The sequence below is a fragment of the Mesorhizobium sp. WSM4310 genome (assembly GCF_007003935.1).
Classification (GTDB): Bacteria; Pseudomonadota; Alphaproteobacteria; order Rhizobiales; family Rhizobiaceae; genus Mesorhizobium.
This window is the reverse complement of the sequence record NZ_VFTA01000007.1, coordinates 105,742-121,127: the sequence shown is the minus strand read 5'-3', so window position 1 is coordinate 121,127 and position 15,386 is coordinate 105,742. Positions and strand designations below refer to the sequence as shown.

Annotated in this window: 17 protein-coding genes and 1 tRNA gene; 8 read left to right on the top strand and 10 right to left on the bottom strand. The window is 60.0% G+C overall.

Features of this window, described 5'->3' with window-relative positions:
- Window positions 1-126: 126 nt before the first annotated feature.
- Together FJV80_RS10600 and FJV80_RS10595 are read right to left on the bottom strand one after the other, a co-directional pair.
- Complete coding sequence (locus tag FJV80_RS10600) at window positions 127-267, bottom strand: DUF1127 domain-containing protein (protein WP_019858543.1); 141 nt, start codon at window positions 265-267, stop codon at window positions 127-129.
- Between the two features lie 49 nt (window positions 268-316).
- The gene (locus FJV80_RS10595; protein WP_013531315.1) at window positions 317-457 is read right to left on the bottom strand and encodes a DUF1127 domain-containing protein; all 141 of its coding nucleotides are present in this window, start codon (window positions 455-457) and stop codon (window positions 317-319) included.
- A 235-nt stretch (window positions 458-692) separates the two neighbouring features.
- Between FJV80_RS10595 and FJV80_RS10590 the strand changes: the two genes are divergently transcribed.
- On the top strand, window positions 693-1,811 hold the full coding sequence (locus tag FJV80_RS10590; protein ID WP_142876316.1) for a DUF2157 domain-containing protein: 1,119 nt from the start codon (window positions 693-695) through the stop codon (window positions 1,809-1,811).
- On the top strand, window positions 1,808-2,392 hold the full coding sequence (locus FJV80_RS10585) for a GDYXXLXY domain-containing protein (RefSeq protein WP_142876315.1): 585 nt from the start codon (window positions 1,808-1,810) through the stop codon (window positions 2,390-2,392). Before FJV80_RS10590 ends, FJV80_RS10585 begins: the two co-directional genes overlap by 4 nt.
- A 217-nt stretch (window positions 2,393-2,609) precedes the next feature.
- On the opposite strand, the gene FJV80_RS10580 is transcribed toward FJV80_RS10585, so the two are convergent.
- Complete coding sequence (locus FJV80_RS10580) at window positions 2,610-3,683, bottom strand: hypothetical protein (protein ID WP_142876314.1); 1,074 nt, start codon at window positions 3,681-3,683, stop codon at window positions 2,610-2,612.
- A gap of 438 nt (window positions 3,684-4,121) precedes the next feature.
- Here FJV80_RS10580 and FJV80_RS10575 point away from each other — a divergent pair, with 438 nt between their 5' ends.
- Entirely contained in the window at window positions 4,122-4,514 is a 393-nt protein-coding gene (locus FJV80_RS10575) for a RidA family protein (RefSeq protein WP_095787517.1), read from the top strand.
- A gap of 89 nt (window positions 4,515-4,603) precedes the next feature.
- On the opposite strand, the gene FJV80_RS10570 is transcribed toward FJV80_RS10575, so the two are convergent.
- A tRNA-Leu gene (locus FJV80_RS10570) sits at window positions 4,604-4,688 on the bottom strand.
- Between the two features lie 371 nt (window positions 4,689-5,059).
- Here FJV80_RS10570 and tig point away from each other — a divergent pair.
- From tig to FJV80_RS10545, 5 genes are all read left to right on the top strand, one after another.
- Entirely contained in the window at window positions 5,060-6,544 is a 1,485-nt protein-coding gene (gene tig / locus FJV80_RS10565; RefSeq protein WP_095787518.1) for a trigger factor, read from the top strand.
- Window positions 6,545-6,707: 163 nt separating this feature from the next.
- Entirely contained in the window at window positions 6,708-7,232 is a 525-nt protein-coding gene (locus FJV80_RS10560) for a hypothetical protein (protein ID WP_095787519.1), read from the top strand.
- A gap of 153 nt (window positions 7,233-7,385) precedes the next feature.
- The gene (locus tag FJV80_RS10555; protein ID WP_027046909.1) at window positions 7,386-7,766 is read left to right on the top strand and encodes a cytochrome c family protein; all 381 of its coding nucleotides are present in this window, start codon (window positions 7,386-7,388) and stop codon (window positions 7,764-7,766) included.
- Window positions 7,767-7,802: 36 nt separating this feature from the next.
- A complete protein-coding gene (locus tag FJV80_RS10550) occupies window positions 7,803-8,738 on the top strand; it encodes a heme o synthase (RefSeq protein ID WP_142876313.1) in 936 nt (311 codons plus the stop codon).
- A 456-nt stretch (window positions 8,739-9,194) separates the two neighbouring features.
- Window positions 9,195-10,007 carry a DUF2189 domain-containing protein gene (locus tag FJV80_RS10545; RefSeq protein ID WP_095772839.1) on the top strand — a complete coding sequence of 271 codons (813 nt, stop codon included), beginning with the start codon at window positions 9,195-9,197 and terminating at the stop codon, window positions 10,005-10,007.
- 155 nt (window positions 10,008-10,162) lie between these two features.
- Here FJV80_RS10545 and FJV80_RS10540 read toward each other — a convergent pair whose 3' ends face one another.
- From FJV80_RS10540 to coxB, 6 genes are all read right to left on the bottom strand, one after another.
- A complete protein-coding gene (locus FJV80_RS10540) occupies window positions 10,163-10,636 on the bottom strand; it encodes an aminoacyl-tRNA deacylase (RefSeq protein ID WP_095772838.1) in 474 nt (157 codons plus the stop codon).
- 138 nt (window positions 10,637-10,774) lie between these two features.
- Window positions 10,775-11,164 (bottom strand): cytochrome C oxidase subunit IV family protein, encoded by a 390-nt coding sequence (locus tag FJV80_RS10535; protein WP_095772837.1) that lies wholly within the window; start codon window positions 11,162-11,164, stop codon window positions 10,775-10,777.
- Between the two features lie 9 nt (window positions 11,165-11,173).
- Window positions 11,174-11,893 (bottom strand): heme-copper oxidase subunit III family protein, encoded by a 720-nt coding sequence (locus FJV80_RS10530; RefSeq protein ID WP_095772836.1) that lies wholly within the window; start codon window positions 11,891-11,893, stop codon window positions 11,174-11,176.
- Between the two features lie 14 nt (window positions 11,894-11,907).
- A complete protein-coding gene (locus FJV80_RS10525; protein ID WP_095787521.1) occupies window positions 11,908-12,612 on the bottom strand; it encodes a cytochrome c oxidase subunit 3 in 705 nt (234 codons plus the stop codon).
- On the bottom strand, window positions 12,609-14,378 hold the full coding sequence (gene ctaD / locus FJV80_RS10520) for a cytochrome c oxidase subunit I (protein WP_095772834.1): 1,770 nt from the start codon (window positions 14,376-14,378) through the stop codon (window positions 12,609-12,611). Before ctaD ends, FJV80_RS10525 begins: the two co-directional genes overlap by 4 nt.
- A 23-nt stretch (window positions 14,379-14,401) precedes the next feature.
- Window positions 14,402-15,286, bottom strand: coding sequence for a cytochrome c oxidase subunit II (coxB, locus tag FJV80_RS10515; protein ID WP_142876312.1), 885 nt, complete (start codon window positions 15,284-15,286; stop codon window positions 14,402-14,404).
- Window positions 15,287-15,386 lie beyond the last annotated feature (100 nt).

The window sequence follows — 15,386 nt, the reverse complement described above, 5'->3', positions numbered from 1 at the left end:
CGGGAACAGCGCCCGCCGCGGGAGGAGGTGCGGCGGGCGCCGTTTTGGTGGTCAACCCTCGGGAGGAGGATAAGGGCTGACCGTTCGCTGGAGGTCGGGGAGGAGGTCGACCCCAGCGAAATTCCGTTAGATCGCCCGGCGGGCGATGATCTTGATTTCGTCGCGGACGATACCGAGATCATGCAGCTGGCGGTTCGAAAGGCGACCCAGCTCGGTAACCGTCTCGCGATATACGCGCCAGTTACGATAGTTGCGGATCAGGTTCATTGTCGTTCTCTTTTCGGAAACTTGTTCGGACCATTTGCGGTCCGAAAAATTAGACCGCCTTGCGAGCGACGTAAGGAATGTCGCTGCGGCTGATGCCGAGGTCGGTCAGTTCGCGGTTGCTCAGGCGGCTCAGCTCGGACACGGTGTCCCTGTAGCGGCGCCAGTTGCGATAGTTGCGGATCAGGTTCATGGTAGTTCTCGTTTCGTCTTTCTTGCGGATCATTCCGTTTGTGTACGAACTATAAATAGGCGGGCTCATATCGATTTAAAAGCGCTATGGCTGCATGGCAGCAATGCAAATTGTGCAATGCAACATTAACGCGCCTTCATGGACCTGACACAAAGAAGCCAGAATCGGAAAGTGCCGTGACGTCAACGGTTTGGCTGGTTCGGTTAAAAAAACGACCTAGCGGGGGATGCAGGACATGGCGGGCTATTCGACACGGGTCAGATCCGACATTGTGCGGTGGCTCCAGGCAGGCCTGATCGACGCCGCGACGGCCGACGCCCTGACGCGAGACGTCGAGGCGAATACGCGCAAGTCGCTGAGCTTCGGTTCGATCCTGGCCATGATGGCGGCCCTGCTGTTCGGCGCGGCCATCCTGATCTTCGTCGCTGCCAACTGGGATGCCATTCCGCGGCTGGCGCGGGTCGCGGCGCTGTTTGCCATCATCCTTGGCGGTTATGTCGGCGGCGCGGTGCTGAAGACGCGCGACCATGCGGCGATCGGCGAAGCCCTGTGGATCGTGGCGGCGGCTGCCTTTGGCGGTTCGATCGCGCTGATCGGCCAGATGTACCATCTGTCCGGCGACGAGGCTTCCGCGCTGGTCACCTGGGGCGCCGGAGCGGCGCTGGCGGCGGTCGCGCTGCGGTCGAACCCGCTGACCGTCGCTTCGGTCGGCATCGCCGACGCCTGGCTGTTCCTGAAGGGGTTCGACTATTACAGCCGCAGCGAGTTTCCGCATGCCTTCGTCGTCATGGCCATCGTGCTGTTTGCCGTCTCGTTCTGGACCCGCAGCCAGGCCGCGCGGCATCTGATCATCCTGTCGCTGCTCTTCTATCTCGTGCTGTTGGCCAGCAATCACGCGGCGCTGCCGGTGGCGATCCCTCTGGTCATCGTCTCCGCCGTGCTCTTCGCGGCTTCTGTCTTCGCACCGGAACCTGTCGACAGGGTCGTGCAACTCGGCGGCCGCTTGCCCCTGCATGCGCTGCTCGGCTTTCTTACCGGGCTGGCCATCATCCAGTTCGAACTGGCCGACGAAAGTACTTACAACAGCGGTTTCGCCATTGCCTCGGTCGTCGCGCTGGCCGGCATAGTCGCCGCCATCGTGCTGGCGGGACGGGAGAGCCGTGGCCTGCGCTGGCTTGCCTATCTCGGCTTCGCCTTCGAACTCGCCATGATCTATGTCGTGACCTTGCAGTCCATGCTCGACACGGCCGGCTTCTTCCTTGCCGCCGCGGTGCTGCTCGGCATCCTGGCGATCATCATCATTCGCGTCGAAAAACGCATGAAGGGTCCGGCAACGGGGGGAGCCACCGCATGATGACCGGAAAGAGGCTTGTTATCTCGGCGCTGGTGCTGGCGCTCGTCCAGATCGGCTTCCTGAGCTGGATCATCGCCGGCCGGGCGGCGATCCTGCGCAACGGCAAGGAAGTGCTGCTGAGGATCGAACCCGTCGATCCGCGCGATCTGCTGCGCGGCGACTACATCATCCTCGGCTACGCGATTTCGCGTATTCCGGTGAAAATGATCGCCAACATTCCCGCCGGCAAATTCTCCAGCGACGATACGTCGATCGTGGTCCGCCTGAAAAAGGGTGCTGACGGCTATTGGACGCCGACCACCGCCTGGTTCGGCAAGGCGCCGGCGCCGGCCGCTGCCGACGAGGCTGATATTGCAGGCCATGTCGCCGAAGGCTGGGATCTGCGCAGCGAGGGCATGACCATCGCGCCGGACTACGGCATCGAGCGGTTCTACCTGCCGGAAGGCGAGGGGATGGCGATCCAGAGCGACATGCGGGTGCGCCCGTTCGGCATAAGGCTTGCGCTCGCCAGCGACGGCACCGCGCAGATCAAGGCATTGGTCGACGGCGACAAGACGCTATTCGAGGAACCGCTATATTAATAACGATGGATGCCGGTTATCGGTGCGAAGCAAGACCAGACGCCTCTAAATCAGTGTAAGGCCTTGCCGTACAAGCGTTGCGGCAGCGCGGCACCGGAATGGACTCACTTTGTATCAACTGTGGTGCCCACCGGGAGGGGCGAGTGCCACTATGCGAAATAGCTGAACAGATTTTTCGCAAGAGAGTTCACTAACTCAGGATGGAGGACTCCGCTGGTCAACTCCGGACCCTACTCGTCTCGGCGATGATTTTGAGATAGGGGCCAGTCGATATGGTGTAGCTAAAGTCTGCTACGCCTTTGTCCTGCTTGTGTGTCGAGGGGCTGCGCACGACCCAGTCATACACGCCAGAAACCATGCAGCGATCGTTTGCACAGGTGACCACAATGCTGTCAATGCGGACGTTATATATGCGTTCAGGCCATCGCCGGTAATAGTTCCTCTTGTCCTGAATGATCGAACTCAGGTTCGTCAACTTGCCATAATAGTCGACGGTGCGAGCGTAGGACGCCTGAACTTGAGCAAGAGCGAAATCGTCGTTGTCGCCATGATGCTCGATCAGATCCTTGACGAAGGCGACCGCAGCGCTCTCCGCCTGTTGCCTTGCGTCGGGTGCAGGCACTGGCACGGGCGCAGGATCTGGCCGCGTCGACACCTGCGACGTATCCACGGGCGATTGGTTCGCTGCGACATTGGTCACACGCAACTCTGCCATTTCGCTGGCCGATAGGTATCTTATGTCATGCTTGTCATAGCTCGATGCCAATTCAATCAGCTCGGGGTCCACTCCCATCTCGACTACATAGGATGTGATTGCGGCCGTTCCGAGCTCGACACGGGCCTTGGCTTCTTCTCTGGAAATCCCGTCAGTCCATTTCAACCAAGCCCGATGAATGCCGATAGTACCTGGTTCGGCAACACGGTGGACGCCACCCAAGAAGGCCAGCGAGCAGGCTGAAGCGCACTGCAATTGGCGAACCTGAAGCGTATCCAACCCCGCCGCGCGGATCATACGCCCCAACCGAAGCGCGCTGCCGACGTTGCCGCCGGGGGAGTTGAATACGATCATCCGGGCCCCGCTGCCCGCAACCGCGTTGCTAAAGGCGTTCAGGGGTTCATTGTCTTTGAACTCTCCGGAAACAACAAGAAACGGCTGCTGCCCTGGAGACGAAACAGGCGTGTATTCTAGGGCCTCAACCTGAGATGTTGCCGCCGCTAAAATCGACCCTACCGCCAGAACTAGAGACAATACACGCACAAACTGACAGAGCCCCAACCTGCCTTCAGCCAATAAGAACCTGTCTACGTGCTATTTCAAGAGCCTTCTTTGAAAGTTGGATTTCGTGGGGGCCATTCGCCGAAAAGATTGGTGCAGATGAAGGACCCCCACGTCTTTCGGCGCCGGAACCTAAATCCAGGGCATCTACCAGTTCCGCCAAATCCGCATGCTCCGGCGACATTTGGATGCGCCACCGCGCGCCGGCCGGATCAATTGACAGCACGCTGTCGACTGATCAATCATTGCCGGACACCCCATGCGAAATGCACTGAGTTAGCCGTGTTGATGGCGTTGAGCCCAATCGGCGCGCTGGCCAGCGCGTCGTCGCCCTGGGAGATTTCGCGCGGGGCCGTGCCGTTGATGTCACGCGCCCAGCGCTGTCGCCCTGTGTGCCAGCGGCGCGGTGATCATCACTATCGATTTCAGCCGAACAAAGCAGGAGATTGTCCAGTGTCGCTCGAACTCATCAACCCCGATGATCTGCCAGTTCCAGAGATGTACACACAGGTTGTCGTCGCGACGGGATCCAAGCTGGTATTCATCTCAGGTCAGCAGCCCGAAGACATAAACGGCAAGCTGGTTGGGCATGGTGATTTTGCGGCGCAAGCGCGCCTGGCATTCGGCAATCTCGGCCGGGCGCTCAGTGCGGCAGGCGCGCGGCCCGAGCAGGTTTGCAAGATTACGATCTACATTGTCGACTACAAGCGCGACGAACATGTGCCGATCATCGAAGAAGCGCAGATTTCGCTGTTTGGAGATCACAAGCCAGCCAATGTGGTGGTCGGGGTGGCGATAATGTCCCCAGGCTACCTCATAGAGGTCGATGCGATAGCGGTCATTTGACGAGGCCATCAGAAGCTAGCTTCCGAGGAGACTCTTTGCATCTAGCGAGCTTCAGGTGGCCTGCGACCCGAAGCTCGCAGAGCGAAGGGTGGTGCGGATGAAGGGACTCGAACCCCCACGCCTTTCGGCACTGGAACCTAAATCCAGGGCGTCTACCAGTTCCGCCACATCCGCATCGCCCGGCAATCCCATGTAGCCATCATTCTGTCAATGTCGGAGACGAGATGTCAGAGACGAGATGTGGGCCAGGGCTGAAATGTTGGTTATTCGCCTAAGCGCGAAGACTGTTGAAAATTAGGCTCGCCTGTGACAAAAGGCGTGTCAAATGTGACGGGACGCGACGATCCGCTTCTACAGAATGTGATAAGAAGTAGGAAAAACAAGAACTTATTCACATTTTGGAACGCAGTTTGGGAGAGTTTGAGCCGTAATTTCGGTCAAATCGCCAGGTTCCGTACCAAAAGCCATTCCCGGCAAGAATATACCGGCAGGCTGTAAACGGCAGAGGCCGTGGCAGTCTCATTGGTGAAAACAAAGGTTTTACGATGCAGGTCACCGAAACGCTTAATTCCGGTCTCAAGCGCGAGATCAAGATCACCGTGCCGGCCGGTGACATGGAAGCCAAGCTGATGGCGAGGCTCTCGGACGCGCGCAACAAGGTTCGCATCAACGGCTTCCGGCCGGGCAAGGTGCCGGTGCAGCACCTGCGCAAGGTCTATGGCAAGTCGTTCATGGCCGAAGTGGTCAACGAGATCCTCAACGACTCCACCCGTTCGATCATTACGGGCCGCGGCGAAAAGGCCGCCATGCAGCCCGAAGTCATCATGACCGAGGACGAGAAGGAAGCCGAGAAGATCCTGGCCGGCGGGACCGACTTCGAGTTCCGCCTCAACTATGAGGTCATCCCGGCGATCGAGATCAAGGATTTCTCCGATATCAAGGTGACGCGTCAGGTGTTCGACGTACCGGAGGCCGAGATCGACGACCAGGTCAAGCGCGTTGCCGAATCGGCACGCAGCTATGAGCCGAAGACCGGCAAGGCCGCCGAAGGCGACCGCGTCAGCATCGACTATGTCGGCAAGATCGATGGCGAGGCCTTTGCCGGCGGCGCCGGCACCGACCAGCCGTTGGTGCTGGGCTCCAAGGAATTCATTCCTGGCTTCGAGGACCAGCTTATCGGCACCAAGGCCGGTGACGAAAAGCAGGTCACCGTGACCTTCCCGGAAAACTACCAGGCCGCACATCTGGCCGGCAAGGAAGCCACGTTCGACGTCACCGTCAAGGAAGTGTCGAAGCCGGGAGAGCTGGAAATCAACGACGAGACCGCCAAGAACCTTGGCTTGGAATCGCTGGAGCGCCTGCGTGAGATCGTGCGCGGCCAGATCGAGAACCAGTTCGGCTCGATGACGCGCCAGAAGGTTAAGCGCCAGCTGCTCGACCAGCTCGATGCCGCCTATTTGTTCGAAGCGCCGTCGAAGCTCATCGAGGCCGAGTTCAACAACATCTGGGCTCAGGTCACCCGCGACCTGGAGGCCGCCGGCCGCACCTTCGCCGACGAAGAGACGACCGAAGAAGAAGCCCGCGCCGAATATCAGCGTCTTGCCGAACGCCGGGTGCGTCTCGGCCTGGTGCTGGCGGAGATCGGCGAGAAGGCCGGTGTCACCGTATCGGACGAGGAATTGCAGCGTGGCCTGTTCGAGCAGGTTCGCCGCTTCCCGGCCAACCAGCAGCAGGAAGCTTTCGAGTTCTACCGCAGCAACCCCGAGGCGCTGAATGCGCTGCGCGCGCCGATGTTCGAGGAGAAGGTCGTCGACCACCTTCTCGGCCAGATCTCGGTCACCGACGTCAAGGTCAGCAAGGAAGAGCTGATGGCCGACGACGAGGACGCGGAAACCACGACCAAGGCGAAGCCCGCGAAGAAGGCCGCGGCCAAGAAGGCTGAAGCCAAGGCGAGCGAGGCCGGCGACGAGGCGGAAGAGCCGAAGAAGAAGGCCGCGCCGAAGAAAAAGGCCGCCAAGGACGCCGAATAAGTCCCGAGCTTGATGGAATCGACGAAGGCCGCCCTCGAGGCGGCCTTTTTCGTTGCGAAACTGCAACAGCCGATTCGCTTTGCGGGAAATGGCACTTGGCGATACCTGGCGTTGAGCATTATCTGCGCTGCTGTTGCAAACCGTGTGGTTCCTGGAGGGGGCGTTGAGCCTATTCTTCGAAAAGGGGCGTCCCGTCGCCCTGGCGCTCGTTCTGGCCTTCGCCTGCGATGTTGCCCAGGCCGGCGCGCTTGCCGGCGAGTGGCGCTTCGGAACGGACGATGATGGCCTTGTGACCGCTTCGCTTCATGGCACCAACAAGCTGATCACGGGTGGCGGTGCCTTGAGTTACAGCCCGGTGTTGACCATTGCCTGCCGGGCAGACGGAGAACCGCGCTGGACCGAATGGCTGCAGTTGAATGACGGGGTTTCGGCCAGCCGCAAGATCACCATGTCCGTCACTGTTGACGACGGCGGCAAGTTCGACGAGAGCTGGTCGGTCGGATCGCGCGGCCGAATGCTGGTGCGCGACGGCGCCGACGGCATCAAGCGCCTTGTTCCCGCAAGCCGGCTGTCGCTTTCATGGCGGTTCGGCTTGTTGTCAGGCCGCGGCCAGGCGGATTTCGACCTTGCGGGGCTCGAAGAGGCGGTTGAGCAGATCGCCGGAAGCTGCCGGACCGATCCGCCTTGAGCGTGGCTGGGTTCTAAACCTTCGCAATGCTTGGCTTTTTCTACCCGCCGCCTGGATTCCATGGTATGTTTGTACCGCAATTCCACTGGGGAGAGATATTCTGCCCAAGGCGCGATCGTCCGAGGCATAAATGGCGATCAGGGAGGAAATGCCATGCGCGCTATAGCGTTTTTTGCTGGGGTGTCCGTTACGATCTTCATCGCGCATCCGTCGCAGGCACAGGATGCCGCGGCTGGTGAGAAGGTCTTCACCAAATGCCAAGTCTGCCACATCGCAAACGAGGACAAGAACAAGATCGGTCCATCGCTGCACGGCGTCATCGGCCGCACGGCCGGTACTCATCCGGATTTTAAATACTCCGATGCCATGATTGCGGCCGGCAAATCCGGCGTCAAATGGGACGAGCCAACGCTGACGACCTACCTTCACGATCCCAAGGCCATGGTCAAAGGCACCAAAATGACGTTTCCCGGCCTCAAGAACGATGCGGACGTGGCCAACGTCATTGCCTATCTGAAAACCTTCTCCAAGTGACCTGGCCCCCTCGCCACCTATCGGTGGTCGTCCGAGATGTCGACTAGGGAAAGCCCCCTCAAGGATACCTCCATCCGCCTTTCGGAAGCGACGGCGGCCGATTTCTTCGCGCTTTTGAAGCCACGGGTCATGGCGCTTGCCGTATTCACCGCTTTCGTAGGCCTGATGGTGGCGCCTGGCGCGATGAATCCGGTCATCGCCGTGATCGCAATCGGTTCGATTGCGATCGGAGCAGGAGCGGCGGGGGCCCTCAACATGTGGTATGACGCAGACATCGACGCGCTGATGTCGCGCACGTCAAGACGGCCGGTTCCGTCGGGCCGCGTCGCGCCGGGCGAAGCTCTCGGCTTCGGCCTTGTGCTTTCCGCGCTTTCGGTCATGACACTCGGCGTACTGGTAGGCTGGCTTGCCGCATCGCTGCTGGCCTTCACCATCTTCTTCTACATCGTCATCTACACGATGTGGCTGAAGCGCTCGACACCGCAGAACATCGTCATCGGCGGCGCGGCTGGTGCCCTCCCTCCTGTCATTGGCTGGGCGGCCGCAACCGGCGCCGTCGGCATCGAAAGCCTCATCCTGTTTCTGATCATCTTTCTGTGGACGCCGCCGCATTTCTGGGCGCTGGCGCTGTTCAAGGTTGGCGACTACGCCGCTGCCGGCATTCCGATGATGCCGAATGTGGCCGGCCCTGCTTCGACGCGTAGGCAAATCCTTGTCTATGCCTTGCTTCTGGCGCCGGTCGGCGTGCTGCCTTGGCTCTTCGGATACACCAGCGGCTACTACGGAATCGCCTCGGCCGCATTGGGCGTCGGTTTCATCTGGCATTCATGGAAGGTTCTGGCCGCTTCCGAAACGGAGCTGAAACCTGCCAAGGCGCTGTTTGCCTATTCGATCCTCTATCTTTTCGCGATCTTCGCCGCGCTGCTTGCCGACACCATTGCCATGCGCGCGCTGATCTCAGCCGGGATCTGAGCGCAGATCGCCATCCGCGAACCGCTCTGGCCGGCCGGCGATTGCCGTGCCGAAGACGGCGCAGTGCCGTCACGATGGCAGCGCACAGAATCCCAGCAACAGCAGAATGATTATGCCAAGGCCGACTATGAGAAGCGTCCTTGCGTCCATGACCTTCGCCTTCGACCCAGTGCATGGTCCTGAGGATCGGGATCGACTCTGCTGCGCCGCTCTCCGGTTCGCAAAGGATCCAAGTGGTCCAGCGCCTTTACGTGCCTCAAAAAGAGACATGCGGCGCAGCATGAGCATATCGAAGAAGGGTTTCCAGAGCCAGCCATGCGGCCCAACAACGGGCGACAAGTCCCTCACAAGAGAGTATATTGGTGGCGGTGCAGGTCGCGGTTTTGCGTGGCCAGTCACGCAAACGTCAGCACCGCTAAATCGCGACCTTTCCGGACCCGGTCTGGAGGAACGGTCATGGCAAGCTTTCATGTGATAGCAGGCGCCAGCGAGACGCTGGAACATACCAAAATTCGAAAAATCTCTGTTTCCGACCTTTTTGACGCGCTCAGGCGGGGCGTCGATGATTTCATGGTCAAACCGTCGCATATCATCTTTCTCTGCCTGATCTATCCGCTCGTGGGCGTCGTGCTCGCCGCCTGGACTTCAGGCGCCAATGCCTTACCGTTGTTGTTTCCGCTGGTTTCTGGCTTTGCGCTGGTTGGCCCATTCGCGGCGATAGGCCTCTATGAAATCAGCCGTAGACGGGAAGCCGGCCTCGACACCTCCTGGAGGCACGCTTTCGAGGTCAGGAATTCTCCGGCGCTGCCGGCCATCGCGGCGGTCGGGATCATGCTGTTTGCAATCTTCATCACGTGGCTTTTGACGGCGAAGATATTCTACGAATATCTTTTCGGCCCGGCTCCGCCGGAATCGATATCCAGCTTCATCAACGCGATATTTGCCACGGGACGCGGCTGGACGCTGATCATATTGGGGCACGCCATCGGCTTTGTCTTTGCCGTGGTGGTGTTGTGCACGACGGTCGTCGCCTTCCCATTGTTGCTCGACCGCGATGTCGGTGCCTATGAAGCGATCCACACCTCGGTGCGTGCGGTCCTGGCGAACCCGATCGTGATGGCTGTCTGGGGGCTGATCGTCGCCGTCGGCCTGATCATTGGCTCGCTGCCGGTGTTCGTCGGGCTCGCCGTCGTGTTGCCGATCCTCGGCCACGCCACCTGGCATGTCTACCGCAAGGTTGTGGAGTCGCCCGCCAGACCGACGAGTTGAGGACGTTTTGCTTCACCGCACCGGCCAGAGCATTTTACCGTTTCATGGAAACGGTAAAATGCTCTATCTCTTTGTTTTAACGCAATTCCGGACGGAAAACCGATCACACTTTTCCTGGATTGCTCAGGATGCCGGTGCGGGTTTGATCGAAGCCGTCAGTAAGCCCGGTGGCTGAAGCGGGCGCGGTAAGCGCCCATCGTCAAGTTGCGGAAATCCTCGCCGCTGACATGCACCAGCGTTCTGTGGTCGCCGCCTTCGAAGTAGATGTCGGCGGCATCACCAAGGCTGTCATCGACAATCACCGGCACATCGTAGGGGGCGCCGATCGGCGGAATGGCGCCGGTATCGCAATCAGCGAAGAGCGAAGTCACCTCGTCTTCGGAGGCCAGTCCGAGACGCTTGTCCATGACGTCTTGCAATGTGCCGAGCTCGATCCTGTGCGTGCTGGGAACCACGGCCAACGCATAGCCGAGCTCGTGGTGAACAACGACCGATTTGGCCACTATGCTGCCGGGTACATGCGCCGCGATGGCGGACTGTCTGCTGGTGGACGTACGATGGTGGGCGACTGTGTCGTATGAAATTCCCTTCCTGTCGATAAAGTCCTTCAGTCTGGTAGCGATCGTCATCTTGGCCTCCCTTTGCCGGAGTTCGCGACGGGTGGGGAAACGAGGGCAGTCATTCTCCTTATGTCGTTTCCGATACTAAAATAGACCAGCTGCTGATGGTTCGAGGCGCGGCGGCAAGATCTGAATGCGGTTCGTGCCTCAGGGTCCGGCTCCGAAAAATGCCAGCCGGGTGAAAAGCGTGTAGTCGGCTTCGAAGACCATCATTGTCACGAACACCAGCACCAGTATCGGCGGCAGGATGATCGCATAGGCCAGCGCCAGTCGTTCCCAGGCCATGTGCATGAAGACAGCGACGATCAGCCCTGCCTTGAGGATCATGAAGATCAGGATCAGCGACCATCTGAGATAGCCGTGGAGGCCGAAATAGTCGACCAGGTAGGAACAGGTGCTGAGGATGAACAGCCACGCCCAGACCACCAGATAGAGCTTGATCGGATGTTGCTGATGCACGTCGGCACGGGCGACGGCCGCCGGCGCTGCCGCATGAAGTGCGTGTTGTCCTAGGCCGTTTGCGGTTGCTTCAGCCATGTCTGCCTCTCACCAAAGATAGAAGAATGCGAAGATGAACACCCAGACCAGATCGACGAAGTGCCAGTACAACCCCATGATCTCGACATTCTCGTAGCGGCCGGTGCGGCTGGTGAAGAAGCCGCGCCGTCCGAGGTCGTAGTCTCCGCGCCAGACTTTGCGCGCCACGATGATCAGGAAGATCACACCAATCGTCACATGCGTGCCGTGGAAACCGGTGATCATGAAGAAACACGACCCGAATTGTGCGGCACCCCAGGGATTACCCCAGGGTCGCACCCCTTCAGTGATCAGCTTTGTCCATTCGAAGGCTTGCATGCCGACAAAGGTCGCGCCGAGTGCCGCGGTCAGAAGCATGAGGATGGCCGTCTTGCGGCGGTCGTGGCGATAGCCGAAGTTGACCGCCATGGCCATTGTTCCGCTGCTGGAGATCAGCACGAAGGTCATGATGGCAATAAGGATCAGCGGGATATCCGAGCCGCCGATACGAAGCGCAAAGACCTCGCTCGGATTGGGCCACGGCACCCGTGTCGAAATGCGCGCGGTCATGTAGGAGAGCAGGAAGCAGCCGAAGATGAAGGTGTCGCTGAGCAGGAATATCCACATCATGGCCTTGCCCCAGGACACGTTCTTGAACGCACGCTGATCCGAGGACCAATCGGCGGCAATGCCTCGCCAGCCTGTAGGCCGTGGCTCCGTATGGCCGATATGTGTCAGTGTCTCTGCCATCCGCTTGATCCCCTTTAGGTCAGCAACTCCCGGCAAATGTCGATGAACGTCGCGGCCCAGCCGGCCAGCAACGCGAAGATGGCAAGCCAGACGAAGAGCAGGAAATGCCAGTACATGGCGCATAGTTCCACGCCGAGGCGAAGCCGTTCCGGCCGCGCTCCAGTCCAGGCGCTCGTGGTCGTCCTGCCCAGACCCACCAGCCCTCCCAAGACGTGCAGGCCATGCATGCCGGTTATCAGGTAAAAGAAGCTGTTGGCCGGATTGGAGGCCAGGAAATAGCCGTCGGCGGTCAGCTGCCGCCATGCCATGAACTGACCGACCAGGAAGGCGAGCGCGGTGAGCCCGGCCGTGGCAAGGCCGAGCCTGACAGTGTCGATCTGACCCCTGCGCGCCGCCACCGAAGTGCATTGCAGGGCGACGCTGCTCAGGACCAGCACGCCGGTGTTGAGCCAGAGCAGTCGCGGCAGGGGCAACGGCTGCCAGTCCGACACCGCCATCCGCATGAAATAAGCACTGGTGAAGAGCGCGAACAGGCAGCCGACGACAGCAAGGAAAACGCCGAGACCTATCTTGGCTGTTGGCAGGGCCGACCGGTCGAGCTCGACAAAATCACCGGCCAGACCTTGCTCGAGCCATGGCTTCGTCATCAGCCGCTGGTGCGAAAGCCACCATCCGGCAAAACCGGCAATGACGAGCAGGAAGACCAGGATGACGCTCATGCCGGCTCCCTTGAGGGTCCGAAGGAGCCCGGCATGTTCTGCGGGATGAAGTCTTCCTTGGCACCCGGTACGCTGTAATCGTAAGCCCAGCGATAGACGATCGGCAGGTCCTTGCCGAAATTGCCGTGGGCCGGCGGTGTTTGGGGCGTCTGCCATTCGAGGGTCGTGGCCCGCCACGGATTGCCGCCGGCCTCGCGGCCATGGCGGATGCTCCAGATCAGGTTGAACAGGAACACCATCTGGGCGAAGCCGACAATGAAGGCCATGACGCTGATGAAAGAGTTCAGGTGATGGGCCGACTCCGTCATGATCGTCATGTCGGTCAGTTCGGCATAGCGCCGCGGCACGCCCATCAAGCCGAGGTAGTGCATGGGGAAGAAAATCAGGTAGGCGCCGAGGAAGGTGACCCAGAAATGGAACCGGCCCAGCGTTTCGTGGAGCATCCGGCCGGTGACCTTCGGGTACCAATGGTAGATCGCGCCAAAGACCACGAGGATCGGGGCGACACCCATGACCATATGGAAATGGGCGACGACGAACATCGTGTCGGACAGCGGAACATCGACGACGACATTGCCGAGGAACAGGCCGGTCAGCCCGCCATTGACGAAGGTGACGATGAAAGCCAGGGCGAACAGCATGGGTATGGTGAGATGGATGTCGCCGCGCCACAGGGTCAGCACCCAATTATAGACCTTGATGGCTGTCGGAATGGCGATGATCAGCGTCGTGGTGGCGAAGAAGAAGCCAAAATAAGGGTGCATGCCGCTGACATACATGTGGTGCGCCCAGACCACGAAACTCAGCGCGCCAATGCCGACGATGGCCCAGACCATCATCCGGTAGCCGAAGATGTTCTTGCGTGCATGGGTGCTGATCAGGTCGGATACGATGCCGAACGCCGGCAGCGCCACGATGTAGACCTCGGGATGGCCGAAGAACCAGAACAGGTGCTGGAACAGGATCGGGCTGCCGCCATTGTGTTGCAACTGCTCGCCCATCTCGGAAATCGCCGGCATGAAGAAGCTGGTGCCGAGCACGCGGTCAAGCAGCATCATCACGCTGGCGACGAACAGCGCCGGAAAGGCGAGCAGCGCCATGACGGTCGCGGTGAAGATGCCCCAGACGGTCAGCGGCAGGCGCATCATCGTCATGCCGCGGGTGCGACCCTGCAGCACGGTCACCACATAGTTGAGGCCACCCATCGTGAAGCCGATGATGAACAGGATCAGCGAGGAGAGCATCAGGATGATGCCCCAGTCCTGGCCGCCTGGCGTCCCGCTCATGATGGCCTGCGGCGGATAGAGCGTCCAGCCGGCGCCCGTCGGTCCGCCGGGCGCAAAGAAGCTCGACACCAGGACCAGCACGGCGAGCAGGTAGATCCAGTAGCTCAGCATGTTGACATAGGGAAAGACCATGTCGCGCGCGCCGACCATCAGGGGGATCAGATAGTTGCCAAAGCCGCCGAGGAAGAGGGCGGTGAGCAGGTAGATCACCATGATCATGCCGTGCATGGTGATGAACTGGTAGTAGGCCTCCGGGGTGATGAAGTCGAACGTGCCGGGAAAGCCAAGCTGCAGTCGCATCAGCCAGGACAGCACCAGGGCGACCAGGCCGATTGCTGTTGCCGTTGCCGAATACTGGACGGCGATGACCTTGGCGTCCTGCGAGAAGACGTATTTGGTCCACCAACTGTGCGGATGGTAGAGTTCTACTTCCGCGACTTCGGCCGGCGGGATGCCATCTGCAGGGGTGATGTCGACCATAGGAACACCTCCGTGTCCTTTTTTCAGCGAGACCCTACCGTTTCGAGCCTTGCTGCAATTTCGGAACCCGCTGCCGCGGTCTGTCCCGTCGTCTCGTCTGCCGACCCCGTCTTCTGGGGGGCCGACAATTGTGCAAAAGTCTGCTGCTGGCCGAGCCAGGCGACATAATCTTCCTGGGTGTCGACCATCACGACGCCATGCATCATCGGATGTCCCTGGCCGCAAAGTTCGGCGCATAGGACCTGGAAGGTTCCGGTCCTGGTCGGGGTGAACCAGAAATAGGTCACCGAGCCCGGGATCATGTCCATCTTGGCGCGGAATTCCGGTACATAGAAATCATGCAGCACATCGATCGAGCGGAGCAGCATCTTGACCGGTTTGCCGACCGGCAGATGCAGATCGGCCGCTGCGACCACGACATCGTCCTGACCATTGGGATCGCTGGGGATGACCCCCAGCGGATTGTCGGCACCGACGTCGCGCGTGTCTGATGTACCGAGCTTGCCGTCCCTGCCGGGCAGGCGGAAACTCCATTGCCATTGCTGGCCAATGACCTCGACCTCTGTCGCGTCGCGTGGAACGGTAACAAATCGGCTCCAGACGAACAGGCCGGGAACCAGTAGCGCCGTGACCCCAACCGCGGTGACGATCGTCAGCCACGATTCGAGCCGCTTGTTCTCCGGTTCGTACGCAGCACGATTGCCTTCCCGATGACGGAAGCGGAACACGCAATAGGCTATGAAAAGCACGACGGCGGCGAAGACGACGCCGGTGATCCAGAAGGTGATGATGATGGTGTTGTCGATATAGGCCCAGTTCGAGGCAATCGGCGTCCACCACCATGGGCTCAGGAGGTGAAACAACACCGAGCCCACGACGATCAAAACGAGTACAAGCGCTACGGCCATGTCCCGTTCCTCCGGCATTCAAGGGGGAGCGAAGCCGCCCGCAAGAAATGCCAAGCGCATCATAGCTTAATTTGGGGTCGCAATTCCAGAGGCTACTATC

Bases quoted from the DNA above. Each gene is read 5' to 3' on its own strand.
- FJV80_RS10525 (WP_095787521.1), bottom strand. From the start codon at position 12,612: ATGAGCGTCATCCTGGTCTTCCTGCTCGTCATTGCCGGTTTTGCCGGA.
- FJV80_RS10595 (WP_013531315.1), bottom strand. From the start codon at position 457: ATGAACCTGATCCGCAACTATCGCAACTGGCGCCGCTACAGGGACACC.
- FJV80_RS10550 (WP_142876313.1), top strand. From the start codon at position 7,803: ATGTCGACTAGGGAAAGCCCCCTCAAGGATACCTCCATCCGCCTTTCG.
- ctaD (WP_095772834.1), bottom strand. From the start codon at position 14,378: ATGGTCGACATCACCCCTGCAGATGGCATCCCGCCGGCCGAAGTCGCG.
- FJV80_RS10530 (WP_095772836.1), bottom strand. From the start codon at position 11,893: ATGGCAGAGACACTGACACATATCGGCCATACGGAGCCACGGCCTACA.
- FJV80_RS10590 (WP_142876316.1), top strand. From the start codon at position 693: ATGGCGGGCTATTCGACACGGGTCAGATCCGACATTGTGCGGTGGCTC.
- FJV80_RS10540 (WP_095772838.1), bottom strand. From the start codon at position 10,636: ATGACGATCGCTACCAGACTGAAGGACTTTATCGACAGGAAGGGAATT.
- FJV80_RS10585 (WP_142876315.1), top strand. From the start codon at position 1,808: ATGATGACCGGAAAGAGGCTTGTTATCTCGGCGCTGGTGCTGGCGCTC.
- coxB (WP_142876312.1), bottom strand. From the start codon at position 15,286: ATGGCCGTAGCGCTTGTACTCGTTTTGATCGTCGTGGGCTCGGTGTTG.
- tig (WP_095787518.1), top strand. From the start codon at position 5,060: ATGCAGGTCACCGAAACGCTTAATTCCGGTCTCAAGCGCGAGATCAAG.
- FJV80_RS10535 (WP_095772837.1), bottom strand. From the start codon at position 11,164: ATGGCTGAAGCAACCGCAAACGGCCTAGGACAACACGCACTTCATGCG.
- FJV80_RS10555 (WP_027046909.1), top strand. From the start codon at position 7,386: ATGCGCGCTATAGCGTTTTTTGCTGGGGTGTCCGTTACGATCTTCATC.
- FJV80_RS10545 (WP_095772839.1), top strand. From the start codon at position 9,195: ATGGCAAGCTTTCATGTGATAGCAGGCGCCAGCGAGACGCTGGAACAT.
- FJV80_RS10600 (WP_019858543.1), bottom strand. From the start codon at position 267: ATGAACCTGATCCGCAACTATCGTAACTGGCGCGTATATCGCGAGACG.